9 protein-coding genes and 2 pseudogenes are annotated in these 13823 nt (G+C 48.9%); 9 read left to right on the forward strand and 2 right to left on the reverse strand.

The window, feature by feature from the left end; genetic code table 11:
* Nucleotide 1: 1 nt before the first annotated feature.
* The 3 genes from DW083_RS18130 to DW083_RS18140 all read left to right on the forward strand — a co-directional run bounded on the left by DW083_RS18130 (nt 2) and on the right by DW083_RS18140 (nt 4717).
* Nucleotides 2-2122, forward strand: a complete 2121-nt coding sequence (locus tag DW083_RS18130; protein ID WP_122333369.1) for a M3 family metallopeptidase — start codon at nt 2-4, stop codon at nt 2120-2122.
* Between the two features lie 119 nt (nt 2123-2241).
* Nucleotides 2242-4359: a M3 family metallopeptidase gene (locus DW083_RS18135; protein WP_122333370.1), complete on the forward strand. Its 2118-nt coding sequence runs from the start codon at nt 2242-2244 to the stop codon at nt 4357-4359.
* A gap of 10 nt (nt 4360-4369) precedes the next feature.
* Nucleotides 4370-4717 carry an MGMT family protein gene (locus DW083_RS18140; protein WP_122333371.1) on the forward strand — a complete coding sequence of 116 codons (348 nt, stop codon included), beginning with the start codon at nt 4370-4372 and terminating at the stop codon, nt 4715-4717.
* 17 nt (nt 4718-4734) lie between these two features.
* Here the strand turns inward: DW083_RS18140 and DW083_RS18145 are convergent, their stop codons facing one another.
* Together DW083_RS18145 and DW083_RS18150 are read right to left on the reverse strand one after the other, a co-directional pair.
* Nucleotides 4735-5679, reverse strand: coding sequence for a GNAT family N-acetyltransferase (locus tag DW083_RS18145; RefSeq protein WP_122333372.1), 945 nt, complete (start codon nt 5677-5679; stop codon nt 4735-4737).
* Nucleotides 5680-5687: 8 nt separating this feature from the next.
* Entirely contained in the window at nt 5688-6596 is a 909-nt protein-coding gene (locus DW083_RS18150) for a DUF2156 domain-containing protein (protein WP_122333373.1), read from the reverse strand.
* 213 nt (nt 6597-6809) lie between these two features.
* On the opposite strand from DW083_RS18150, the gene DW083_RS18155 reads away from it, so the two are divergent.
* The 6 genes and pseudogenes from DW083_RS18155 to pgl all read left to right on the forward strand — a co-directional run bounded on the left by DW083_RS18155 (nt 6810) and on the right by pgl (nt 13746).
* Nucleotides 6810-7616, forward strand: coding sequence for a helix-turn-helix domain-containing protein (locus DW083_RS18155; protein ID WP_122333374.1), 807 nt, complete (start codon nt 6810-6812; stop codon nt 7614-7616).
* Nucleotides 7617-7638: 22 nt separating this feature from the next.
* Nucleotides 7639-8471: pseudogene (locus tag DW083_RS18160) on the forward strand (helix-turn-helix domain-containing protein).
* Between the two features lie 71 nt (nt 8472-8542).
* Entirely contained in the window at nt 8543-9919 is a 1377-nt protein-coding gene (locus tag DW083_RS18165; protein WP_122333375.1) for an FAD-dependent oxidoreductase, read from the forward strand.
* A gap of 12 nt (nt 9920-9931) precedes the next feature.
* Nucleotides 9932-11383, forward strand: coding sequence for a decarboxylating NADP(+)-dependent phosphogluconate dehydrogenase (gene gnd / locus DW083_RS18170; RefSeq protein ID WP_122333376.1), 1452 nt, complete (start codon nt 9932-9934; stop codon nt 11381-11383).
* Nucleotides 11384-11468: 85 nt separating this feature from the next.
* Nucleotides 11469-12938: a glucose-6-phosphate dehydrogenase gene (gene zwf, locus DW083_RS18175; protein ID WP_122333385.1), complete on the forward strand. Its 1470-nt coding sequence runs from the start codon at nt 11469-11471 to the stop codon at nt 12936-12938.
* Between the two features lie 104 nt (nt 12939-13042).
* A pseudogene (gene pgl, locus DW083_RS18180) lies at nt 13043-13746 on the forward strand (6-phosphogluconolactonase).
* The last annotated feature ends 77 nt before the right edge of the window (nt 13747-13823 follow it).

Raw genomic sequence — 13823 nt, forward strand, 5'->3', positions numbered from 1 at the left:
CATGAACAAAACACTTATGGCTGCCGGTCTGGCAGTTGTTTTAGGGGCATGTAACTCCACGAAGAAAGGCGATGTCGCAGATACAGCGGTTGCAAATCCTTTCTTTACCGAGTACACGACGCCGTTTGGTGTTCCTCCATTTGATCAGATCAAGGTTGAACACTACAAGCCTGCCTTCCTGAAAGGGATGGAAGAGCATGTTGCAGAAGTAGACGCTATCGTCAATAACCCGGACGAGGCTACTTTTGAAAATACGATTGTTGCACTGGATCAGAGCGGAGAGTTGTTGACGAAAGTCGCCTATGCTTTCAGCGGACAAGCCAGTGTTAATACGAATGATGAAATCCAGGCGCTTGAACAGGAACTTTCACCGTTGCTTTCCAAACATTCGGATGACATCAGCCTGAATCCTAAACTCTTTGCCCGTGTGAAATCCGTATATGAGAACCAGGCTAAATTCGATCTGAACAAGGAACAGAAGAAGTTGCTGGAAGAAACATACAAAGGGTTTGTACGTGGCGGCGCCAATCTGGATGCTGACAAGCAGGCCCAGCTTCGTAAGCTGAACGAGCAGATTTCCCTGTTGGAGCTTACTTTCGGACAGAATACGCTGAAAGAAACGAATGCTTTCCAACTGGTTGTCGATAAGAAGGAAGACCTTTCCGGCCTGCCCGAAACATTGGTAGCCGCAGCAGCTGCCGCAGCCAAAGAGGCAGGAATGGAGGGGAAATGGGTGTTCACGCTGCATAATCCGAGCGTGATGCCGTTCCTGCAATATGCAGACAACCGCGCTTTGCGTGAGAAAATCTATAATGCCTACATCAGCCGTGGCAATAACAACAATGCAAACGACAATAAGGATGTAATCAAAAAACTGGTTACCGCCCGCTTGGAAAAGGCTAAGTTATTAGGTTACGAAGACTTTGCCGCATATGTCCTGGAAGAAAACATGGCAAAGAACGAAAAGAACGTCTACGACCTGTTGAACAAGATTTGGACACCGGCATTGGCAAAAGCAAAAGAAGAACTGGCCGATATCAATGCCGAAATCAAGAAAGAAGGCGGCAACTTCGAGGCTGAAGGCTGGGACTGGCGTTATTATTTCGAGAAAGCCAAGATCGCAAAGTTCGATCTGGATGAGAACGAAGTTCGTCCGTATCTGGAACTGAACAATGTCCGTGAAGGTGCTTTCTATGTAGCAAATAAGCTGTATGGCATCACTTTTACTCCGTTGCAGAATATGCCGCTTCCTGATCCGGATGCACAAGTTTTTGAATGCAAGGACAAAGACGGCTCTTCATTGGGTGTTCTCTATATGGACTTCTTTACCCGTCCCGGAAAGAGTGGCGGCGCCTGGTGTGGCGGCTATCGGGATCAAACTTATAAAGACGGTAAACGTGTCGCTCCGATTGTAACCACCGTATTCAACTTTAGCAAACCGGCAGAAGGACAGCCTGCATTATTAAGTGCCGACGAAGCCGGAACCGTATTCCATGAATTCGGACATGCTCTGAACGGACTGTTTGCCGATGTGCATTACAACGGCGTATCCGGTGTCCCCCGCGATTTTGTGGAACTTCCTTCACAGGTGATGGAGCATTGGGTGTTCGAACCGGAAGTGCTGAAAGTGTTTGCAAAGCATCATAATACAGGCGAAGTGATCCCGCAAGCAATTGTCGATAAAATCATTAAAAGCGGCAAGTATGGCCAAGGTTTTGCGACAACCGAATATTTAGCTGCCTCTTTGTTGGATATGGACTACCATATTTTGAAGGAAGTACCGGCCAATTTGGATATCGAATCGTTTGAAGCCAAAGCGATGAACAGCCGCGGGCTGATCCGCCAGATTCCTCCCCGTTACCGTTCGACATATTTCGGTCATACAATGGAAGGCGGTTACACAGCCGGTTATTACAGTTATATCTGGGCGGAAGTCCTGGATTGCGATGCTTTCGAGGCATTCAAGGAAACCGGCGATATCTTCAATCCCGAAGTGGCTGCCAAATTCCGTACGTATGTACTGTCTCCGGGCGGTATTGACGAAGGCATGGTTATGTACAGAAACTTCCGGGGCAAAGAACCGAGCATCGATCCGTTGTTGCGGAACAGAGGTCTGAAATAAAACGGATGGGCATGGAATTTTAGTTTCATGCGCATGGAACAGAAAATGCATGGGCATGGAATTTAAAATACATGCCTATGCAATTTTTTATTATTCACATAAAAAAACAAGAGAAAAGAATGAAGAGAACATTTATGGCAGCCGGCTTAGCCGTCGTGTTGAGCGCATGCGGTTCACCTGAAAAAGGTGCAGATGCAGCCCAGGAGGGAAATCCTTTCCTGACAGAGTTTACCACACCGTTTGGTGTCCCTCCGTTCGATAAGATCACTTTGGCCGATTACAAACCGGCATTCCTGCAAGGCATGGAAGAGCAGAAGCAGGAAATCGACGCCATCGTAAAACAGCGGTCCGTGCCGGACTTTGAAAATACGATTGTAGCACTCGACCAAAGCGGTCGCCTGCTGAAACGGGTCAGTTCTGTGTTTTATGGCCAGAATAGTGTGAATACAAATGATGAAATGCAGGCGCTGAGCCGGGAACTTTCCCCATTACTGTCTAAGCATAATGACGACATCAGCCTCAATCCGGCGCTCTTTGCCCGCGTGAAAGAGGTTTATGACAATCAAGCTAAATTCAATCTGGACAAGGAACAGAAGAAATTACTGGAAGAAACATATAAGGACTTTGTGCGTGGCGGGGCTAATCTGCCGGCCGACAAACAGGAGAAGTTGCGTGAACTGAACAGCGGCATCTCCATGCTCCAGCTCACTTTCGGACAGAATATGTTGAAGGAAACGAACGATTTCCAGTTGGTGATCGATAAGAAGGAAGACCTTTCCGGCCTGCCCGAAAGCCTGATTGCGAATGCGGCCAAAGCGGCTAAAGCTGCCGGGATGGACGGCAAATGGCTTTTCACGCTTCATAACCCGAGTGTAATGCCGTTCCTGCAATATGCCGATAACCGCGCTTTGCGTGAGAAAATCTTTAAAGGTTATATCAATCGGGGAAATAACGGGAATGATGCCGATAACAATAAAGTCGTTCGCGATCTGATCACGCTGCGTCTGGAAAAGGCCAAGTTGATGGGATATGACGATTATGCCTCTTTTGTCCTGGAAGACCGCATGGCAAAGACTTCTGCTAAGGTGTATGCTTTGCTGGATGAAGTTTGGACACCGGCCTTAGCTAAAGCCAAGGAGGAACTGGCCGACATCAATGCCGAAATCAAGAAAGAAGGCGGCAATTTCGAGGCGGAAGGCTGGGACTGGCGTTATTATTTCGAGAAAGCCAAGAAGGCTAAGTTCGATCTGGATGAAAACCAGGTGCGTCCTTACCTGAAATTGGATAATGTGCGCGATGGCGCTTTCTATGTGGCGAACAAGCTGTATGGCATCATATTTACTCCGGTTAACAATATTCCGCTTCCTCACCCTGAAGCGCAGGCTTTCGAGTGCAAGGATAAAGACGGAAGTTATTTAGGAATCCTCTATTTTGACTTCTTCCCGCGTGCAAGCAAGAGGGGCGGAGCCTGGTGCGGAACCTATCGTTCACAAACTTACCAGGATGGCAAACGCCTCGGCCCGATTGTGACAATCGTCTGCAACTTCAGCCAGCCGGCGGAAGGGCAGCCAGCTCTGTTAAGTGCCGATGAAGCGGAAACGTTGTTCCATGAATTCGGCCATGGCTTGCATAATCTCTTCAAGGATGTGCACTATTATGGCGTGTCGGGCGTTCCCCGCGACTTTGTGGAATTACCTTCACAAGTGATGGAACATTGGGTGTTCGAGCCGGAAGTTTTGAAAGTATATGCCAAACATTACCAGACGGGCGAAGTGATTCCGGCAGCTCTGATCGAGAAGTTGGATAAGAGCGGCAAATACGGACAAGGATTTGCAACGACCGAATATTTGGCGGCTTCTCTGTTGGATATGGATTATCATGTGTTGAAAGAAATTCCTGCCGATCTGGATGTGATGAAGTTTGAAAATGAGACGTTGGGCAAACGCGGCCTGATCCGCCAGATCCCGTCCCGCTATCGTACGACTTATTTCAACCACACGATGGGCGGTGGTTATACGGCCGGTTATTACAGTTATATCTGGGCGGAAGTCTTGGATGCCGATGCTTACGAAGCCTACAAAGAAACCGGCGATATCTTCAATCCTGAAGTGGCGGCCAAATTCCGTACTTACATCCTGACACCGGGCGGAATTGACGACGCAATGGATATGTACAAGAACTTCCGTGGAAAGGAACCGAATACGGAGCCTTTATTGAAGAACAGAGGTCTTAAATAACTATTGTAATATGTCTGACTTGGATAAAGAAGATTTCAAGCAAGCTGTTTATCAGATGGTCCGGTATGTTCCGAAAGGTCGCGTCACCAGTTATGGCGCGATTGCCCGGGCCATCGGATATCCCAATATGTCCCGCCTTGTCGGGCGTGTGTTGGGGCATATTCCTTCTTCCGAGTCAGACATTCCTGCCCATCGCGTCGTGAACAGTCAGGGAATCCTTTCCGGGAAAGATGCGTTCGGCACTCCGGACCGGATGCAGAAACTTTTGGAAGCAGAAGGCGTAACCGTCATTAATGACCGGATCCAAAACTGGAAATCTGTCTTCTGGAATCCGTTGAAAGAAGTCGGCCTGGAATAAATATCTCTGTTTATGAACTAATCGAGCATCAGGCTCATATAGGCTTCCCGGCTCTGATAGCCGAGCAACAGGCGCGTCAACGATTGTGTCTCCATCTCTTTCAGTTCCCCGATGTTCAGCACGGAGTTTTCATGGGTGGATGCCCAATGATGTATGAGGCGGTCACGATCGAGCACACGTGCCATTCCTAACGGGAAAGTGCCCGGCCCGGTGAAAGAAGTCCGGTAAATAGCCTTTTCTACATTATTTTGCGTCGTTGCTTCCTGAAGGAGCAGATTCTTAATATGATCATTGTCGTACATCAACTCCCTGACATAAATATGGTCGCCGGCAGGATAGAAAAAGATCATGCCGATCGGCTCTTCCCGGACATTCAAGGCAGTCAGCATCTGTCCGCCGGATTGTTGCAGGTCGCGCAGGATTGTGACGAAGTCGTCATAGCCGTGCAAGACATAGCAAGTGCGTTCACGCTGTTTCTTATCGAAGAATTTATAAAGGGTTTCCATGGAAGGAACTTCCGGCGGGACAATCAATATGCCTTGTTCCCAAGCGATCTCGTAAGGGCGGATATAAGTCTCTTCCGAGTAGTCAAAAGCCTCCGTATAGCCTAAGTCACGATAATAATCGAACAGCCAGGGATCGGCCGGGATGATAACTGTCAGGGCCACTTTCCGGCTTTTCATCACTTCGAAGGCTTCCGCTATCAATTGGCGCATAAGTCCCTGGCCGCGTTCGGAAGGAAGCGTACAGGCTCCATAGATGTAATTTACAGATATTTCCGTCCCGTAATAGGTCATGACATACGGAAGCATTTGAAGGGCGGAAACGATCTTCCCGTCTTTTTCTATAAACAAAGCGTTCTCCTTTTTATAGACGCGGTCGAAGAACAGGCTGATAAATTCTTCGCTGTCGTTGAAAGAGGTACGCCATAGATCGATCAATTGAGGCTTGTTGTTATCCATTGTTCATTTTATTTTGCAGGTTTCTTTATTGCTGCGGATTTTTCCAATAGAATGAACGGGTTATACGAAAGTTTAGCCTTACGCAGACCCGGAATACCCAAGTCTTCCTCCCGGTTCACATAGATATACTTTTCCGGCAGGTGAGAGGCAAATTCTTTGTTGATAACAGCATAAGCGCCCTCATAGTTCACATCTGCCTTTTCGACATGTACGCCGAATGTGTTATGATTGATCGGAGCACCGAAGGAGAAAGCGACTATCTGATGATCTACGCAGATGGCGCCGCCTATCAGCCCCAATTCATTGAAATGATTCAGGGCGTAGTTCATGGAACGGCGTTCGTCGTTCAAATCCTCTTCGTCATTGTCTATCCGGTTCGCCTTATACCACTTACATTCGAGTTGGAGGCATTCGGGAACCAGTTCCGGCGTGATAGGAATATATTTGTATGCGTATTTCTTATTGAAGTTATTGATATGATTGCGTTTCGACTGGTACTTTTTCCCTTTCAGGGTTGCCAGATCTTCGCGCAGATAGATATAATCGAAATAGTCCCGTTCGGGGATATAAAAGAATCCGCCGGGGATTGCCTTTTCCAGTTCTTCTTTGGCATCGGATGTGACGCCTAACATACAAAGCGGATGCCCTTGCTCGAGAGAATCGGCTTCTAACAATTCGATCGCCTTTTGCAGGTTTCCCTGTCCGGTAGGCGTCATATAGGCAACTCTTGTCTTATTTTCGATCCAGAAACGGATCAGCAGGCAACCGTCTACGACAGCATATTCGCTGTCATACAAGAACCGCCAACTACAGATATTAGAAAATGAATAATCGCAATTCTTGTAATTGCTCGGTATTGTAAAAGAGGTTATAATGTCTTTATCTTCGATTTCGATCGGTTTAAACGGTATCTTCATCTTTTTCTTTTTTTGAGGTACAAATATAGAACTAATTAATATGTATGAATGTTTTCAGAGAAAGAAATTCAATCAATTCTGTATATCGCCGGATAAACTCTATAAATGTTATTAATAGGGCTTTAAGTAAATATAAAAATGATTGTACTTATTAAACTTACTTCTATCTTTAAATGTTCGAAGTGCAATGTTTTATTTTAAAGTAAAAAGAATATGAGCACAGAAAAAATATTACCGATTGATCTCTATCATGCCGTGTCGACTGCAAATCTGACATTGGAAAGTTCTTTAAAAATCATTCACGTCGAAGCCGGGCAGGATTATGATCTGTTTCCGATGGACGCAGGGACCCTTGCCGTGATTTGCCGGGGTGGAAGGTTTGTTTCTAAAGCCCTCGATCAGGAGTTTTCTATAACAGCCGGACAGATTCTTTTGGCGGCAACAGATGATATCAAGGAAATATCCCGCTTCTCGGAAACAGGCTTTGAAGGGGTTGTCATTTATGCCAGCAGTGATCTGCTGATCAATCGGCAGAGGCTGATGTACCGGGATATTACGCCGGATGAGATGGAGGAAACCGATCTTTACATCCGGTTGATACAGTCTCAGATCGAACGGATGAGCGATGTCCGCGTTAAAGTGGTAGAATCGTTATTGCGTGCCCTGATTTTCTATCTTCAGCAGGGCGGCCATGTTGCAGACGACCGGGATAGCCGGATTCCGCCTATGTTTTACGATTTCGCATTGCTGATAAGTCGCTATCATCATTATCCGGTCTATTATTATGCAGAGAAATTGGGCATGACTTCTATGGAACTGAATAGTAAATGTAAATCATATTCCGGCGTATCGGCGGCAGAATGGATCAGCCAGTATGTCTTGCTTGAAGCAAAAGACCTGCTGATCAAGACCCGCCTGCGACCTTCCCGTATCGCTGTGATGCTGAATTTCTCAAATTATGATACCTTTGCACGTTGGTTCAGACGCCATACCGGGGAATTGCCGGGAAACTGGAGGTAATTGAAAATTAAAGATTAATACCATGAAATGGACATTCGAAAACGCTAAAATAAAGGGGCGAATCATTCTGACAGATTCGCTTCATGAAGACGTCGGTCTTCTGAAAGATAAAACCTGTATAAATTTATTTGGGTAAGCTCCGGAGAGGTAGAACTGGATATCGATCATCAACAAATCATCCTGAAGGAAGGACAGTTGGTGCCGCTTTCCCATTTGCATCATCTGGAATTTGTGCGGGTGGAGGGCGTTTGTTATACGTTGATGTTCAACAGTAACTTCTATTGCATACACGGGAATGACCATGAGGTTTCTTGTAACGGATTGCTGTTTCATGGCTCGTCGCATGTGCTGACTTTTGTTCTTTCGGAAGAGGAACGGCGGAAGATCGACACGCTGACAGGAATCATGCAGGAGGAGTTTCAGAGTTCCGACCACTTGCAGGATGAGATGCTCCGGGTTTTGTTGAAACGCTTTATCATTTTATGTACGCGCATAGCGGAAGACAGGCAAGGCGTTGTCCGGGAGAACAGTTTCCAGTTCGAGACGATCCGCAAGTTCCATGTCCTGGTCGATACTTATTTCAAGGAGAAGAAGCAGGTACAGGAATATGCGGATATGCTCAACAAGTCGCCGAAGACATTAGCGAATATCCTTTCATCCTATCACCAGCCGTCTGCCATTCGCATCATCCACAACCGTATCCAGGCGGAAGCCGAACGCCTGCTGCTCTACACCTCCAAAAGTTCGAAGGAGATTGCCTTGATGCTTGGTTTTGAAGATCAGGCAACATTCAGCCGCTTCTTTAAGAACGCAACAGGGTTGAGCACGACCGAGTACCGGCGGCAGATCAATTAATAGATGCTTACCGGGAACAATCAGGTTTAATGAAATGTTTCTTAAGTAGAAAACAAAGGAGGACACGAAAAATGAAAAAGTATGATGCAATTATCATTGGTTTTGGAAAAGGCGGAAAAACACTGGCTGCGGATTTAGGTAATCGCGGATGGAGTGTCGCCGTAGTTGAACGCTCGAAAGAAATGTATGGCGGGACATGTATCAATATCGGATGTATTCCGACAAAGGTCCTGGTTCATCTTTCCAAAGTTGCCCAGTATAATCATTATACAACCTTCGAACAATGTGCCGAAGCCTTCCACAAGGCGATCGTGGAAAAAAGAAAGATCACGGCTGACCTCAGGCAGAAGAATTTCGATAACCTGGACAGTAAAGATTCCGTGACTGTTTATACCGGCACCGCTTCATTTCGTTCTCCATACGAAATAGAAGTGAAAACTGAGGGCGAAACGCTCGTGTTGCAGGGGGAGAAGATATTCATCAATACCGGAGCCTCGACTGTTATCCCTTCAATAAAAGGAATCGAAAATAATCCGTTCGTTTATACCAGCACTTCCATTATGGAGCTTGACAAGTTGCCCCGTCGCCTGACTATAGTCGGAGGCGGTTATATCGGACTCGAGTTTGCTTCGATCTTCGCTAACTTTGGTTCGGAGGTCACAGTGTTGGAAGGCGGCGATAAGTTTATTCCACGTGAAGACCGCGATATTGCCGAAGCTGTGAAAACGGTTTTAGAAAAGAAAGGCATGTCGATCCGGCTGAATGCCGTCGTGCAGGAGATCGAACAGGATTCGGACAAGGCAACCGTCGTCTACCGGGATGCTTTGAGTGGCGAAACGATCCGCGTGGATGCCGATGCGATCCTGCTGGCCACCGGACGCCGTCCGAACACCGAAGGTCTGAACCTGGAAGCAGCCGGAGTGAAGCTGACGGAACGCGGGGCTATCGACGTGGACGACCGCTTGCATACGACCGTCAACAATATATGGGCAATCGGGGATGTGCGCGGCGGCCTGCAGTTCACCTATCTTTCGCTGGATGACTACCGGATTATCCGGGACGAACTTTTTGGCGACGGGAAACGCAATACCGGCGATCGGGAAGCCGTCGCTTATTCGGTCTTTATCGATCCGCCCCTGTCGCACGTTGGCCTGAACGAAGAGCAGGCGCGCCGGACGGGACGTCATATAAAAGTATCCAAAGTGATTGCCGCCACAATGCCCCGGACCCGCACGGTCGGGCAGACGGAAGGCCTGCTGAAAGCGGTGATCGACGTCGATACGAATCAGATTCTGGGCTGTACGCTGTTCTGTGCCGAGTCGAGCGAGATCATCAATCTGGTTGCGCTAACGATGCGTACGGATAACGATTATGTCCTCCTTCGTGACAATATTTTCACTCATCCGTCCATGAGCGAGTCACTGAATGATTTATTCAACATAAAATAAAACAAATAAGAAATGAAAGCAGATATAGGATTGATCGGGCTTGCCGTGATGGGCGAGAACCTGGCGCTGAATATGGAAAGCAAAGGCTTTACCGTAGCCGTATATAACCGTAGCGCCCCCGGGGAAGAGGGCGTCGTGGACCGTTTTACAGGCGGTCGCGGAAAAGGAAAACATTTCATCGGAACACATTCCATCGAGCAGTTGGTCGAGGCAGTCAAGCGTCCGCGTAAGATCATGATGATGGTCAAAGCAGGCCGTCCGGTGGACGAACTGATTGCGCAATTGACGCCGTTTCTGTCGCCAGGCGATGTGATTATCGACGGAGGAAATTCGGACTTTCACGACACCGAACGTCGTGTGAAGGAAGTGGAGGAAAAAGGCATGTACTTCGTCGGGACCGGCATATCGGGTGGCGAAGAAGGCGCTTTGCACGGGCCGTCCGTGATGCCCGGAGGTTCGGCCCAAGCCTGGCCGTTAGTGAAAGACATCCTGCAGGGCATTGCGGCCAAGTTGGACGACGGAACGCCCTGTTGCGAATGGATCGGAGCGGGCGGAGCCGGCCATTTCGTAAAGATGGTGCACAACGGGATCGAGTATGGCGACATGCAGCTTATTTCCGAGGCATACGCATTGCTGAAACATCGCAAGGGCTTGGACAATGACGCGCTGGCTGTCGTTTTCGATGAATGGAACGGAGGCGAGCTGGATAGTTTCCTGATCGAGATCACCGCCAACATCCTGCGTTTCCGCGATGAAGACGGAAAGCCGCTGCTCGATAAAATACTGGACGTCGCTGGACAAAAAGGCACAGGCAAATGGAGTGCGATTGCGGCAATGGACGAGAACGATCCGCTTACGCTGATCACGGAAGCCGTTTACGCCCGCCTGCTTTCCGCCCTCTATCCGGAACGCATAAAAGCTAATGGTCTGTATGATGAGCCGGTGAAAGTGAATGAAGAATTAAAGATTGAAGATGTACGGCAGGCATTGTATGCGGCTAAGTTAGTCTCCTATGCGCAAGGCTTCTCCCTGCTTCGCCGGGCTTCCGAACATTATGGCTGGGAGTTAGATTACGGGACGATTGCCCGTATTTGGCGCAAAGGATGCATCATCCGTTCCGTCTTCCTGCAGAAGATTACGGAGGCTTACAGGAAGAATCCGGAACTGGAAAACCTGTTGTTCGACGACTTTTTCCGCGACAAGATCCGGACGGCTCTTCCCGCTTGGCGCCAAGTGGTGGCGGAAGGCGCACTCGGCGGCGTGGCTTTGCCTGCCATGAGTTCCGCCTTGAATTACTTCGACGGGTTGCGCACATTGCACTCGGCGGCCAACCTGATTCAGGCGCAGCGCGATTATTTCGGTGCACATACTTACGAACGGACCGACCGCGAGCGGGGACATTTCTTCCACACCAACTGGACTGGCGAGGGAGGCAACACGGTTTCCGGAACGTATAGCGTTTAAAATGACTTTCCGGGATTCCGGAAACCTTCAAAAACGTTGCGCGGAGCTTTCCGGAGTTCCCGAAACTATTAAATTAAAGAAACAAATGAAAACAGCAAGCGATCAATTATTAGTTATATTCGGAGCCTCCGGCGACCTGACGGGACGGAAGCTCCTGCCTTCGCTTTATGAACTGCATGTGCGGGGATTATTGCCGGAGCGTTTTTGCATCTTAGGTGCAGCCCGCACGGATTATTCAGACGACGAATACCGTGTCCTCGAGAAGGCACACATCCGGGAAGCCCTGAAAAAGAAAGAGGTGGATGAAGCCGAACTGGACAACTTCCTCCGCCGCGTCTTTTACCTCTCGTTCGATTCGACCAACGCCGCCGAATATGGCAAACTGAAGGACCGTATCCACCAGTTACAGCATGAGGAGCAGTTGCCGGACAAGATCATCTACTATCTTGCCACACCACCCCTCATGTACGAACTGATCCCGGCCTGCCTGAAAGAAAGCGGGCTAAACGTTCCGGAGAAAGCGGACGGTTGGCGCCGGGTGATCGTGGAGAAGCCTTTCGGTACGAGCCTCGAATCGGCACAGAAACTGAACAAACATCTTTGTCACATCTTTGACGAAGAAGAAATCTACCGTATCGACCATTATCTGGGAAAAGAGACGGTGCAGAACATCCTGGTGCTCCGTTTTTCCAACGGCATATTCGAGCCGCTGTGGAACCGCAACTATATTGACTCGATCGAGATCAGCGCCTCCGAAACATTAGGCGTGGAGAATCGGGGAAAGTATTATGACGGAGCAGGCGCCCTGCGCGACATGATCCAGAACCATTTGATGCAACTCATGGCGTTTACGGCTATGGAGTCGCCTTCGGTCTTCGATCCGGAGCCGATCCGCGACGAGATCGTGAAGGTCTTCCGTGCCTTGCGCCCTTATAAGACGCACGATATGGACCACCTGATCGTCCGCGGCCAGTACGACGGATACCGGACGGAGAAGAATGTCGCCACCGACTCGACGACGGAGACATACGTTGCCATGAAGATGTTCATCGACAACTGGCGTTGGAGCGACGTTCCCTTCTATATCTTTACTGGCAAGAAATTACCGGAAAAGAGTTCGGAGATCGTGGTGAACTTCAAGTCGACGCCTCACCAGCTGTTCGCCGGGCAGTGTTCGGGAGGCTCGTGCAACAAGCTGATCATCCGCATCCAGCCGGACGAGAGCATCACGCTGAAGTTCGGCCTGAAGATGCCGGGTGCCGGTTTTACGGTGAAGCAGGTGGGAATGGATTTCCGCTACGACTCGCTCTCGAAAAGCTATCTGCCGGACGCCTATGAACGCCTCTTGCTGGATGCCATGCTGGGCGACTCGACTTTGTATGCCCGCAGCGATGCCTTGGAAGCCAGCTGGCGCCTGATTGACCCGATCCTTCACCACTGGAAAGAAGAAGGAGCGAAGAACCTCTTTTTCTACGCCCCCGGCGAAGATGGTCCGCTCGAAAAAGCCCGCTTGGGCATGGTGCCGAAGGATTGCCCTTGCCAGACTTGCGGGTAATAATTTGCCAATGTGCAAATATGGCGCTTCGCTAAATGTGCCAATGAGAGTGTATTGCTTACATTGGCATATTGGCACATTATCACATTAACACATTATTCATTATGAAAATAGAGAATTTTAAAACCGATAAAGAAGCCCTTCAGGCCATGACATCCTGCCTGATCGGTATATGGAACGGAAGACGGACGGTCATCCTTTCAACCTCGCCCTGTCGGGAGGAGAAACGGCCAAGAAGATGTTCGCCCTTTGGGTGGAAGAATATAAAGAGAGGATCGATTGGGATAATATCCGTTTCTTCTGGGTGGATGAACGCTGTGTGCCGCCGACTGATCCGGACAGCAATTATGGCCATGCGAACGAGCTTTTATTTAAGCCGCTGCATATCCCCGAAGACCATGTGCACCGCATTCACGGCGAAGTGGAGCCGGGGACGGAAGCGATGCGCTATTCACGCATTGTAAAGGAATATCTGCCCCGTCACGGACAGTTGCCCTACTTCGATTGCATTATCTTGGGAATCGGCGGAGATGCGCATACGGCATCCATTTTCCCGGACACATTGCCGCTTCTGACCGATAGCCGCAATTACGCTGTGTCGCAGCATCCGGGAACGAGTCAATTCCGCATCACGATGACCGGCCCGCTGATCCTGAACGATTCGCCTTTGCTGGTTCCCGTCCTGGGCGCCGGAAAGCAGGAGATGCTGGAGGAACTGAAAAAAGGCTATTCCCCTACAAATCCAACGCCTGCCGCCTATATCCTGACGCATGCGGTGGAGGCGGTCGTTTATACCACGACTGTATAAACGTTCCCTGATTCTTCAGGGCTGCATTCGGATAGTTCAATCCCGAATCGGGCAGCTTTAAACGATTCTTATTTCAA

The organism is Parabacteroides sp. AF48-14, assembly GCF_003477465.1.
GTDB lineage: Bacteria > Bacteroidota > Bacteroidia > Bacteroidales > Tannerellaceae > Parabacteroides > Parabacteroides acidifaciens.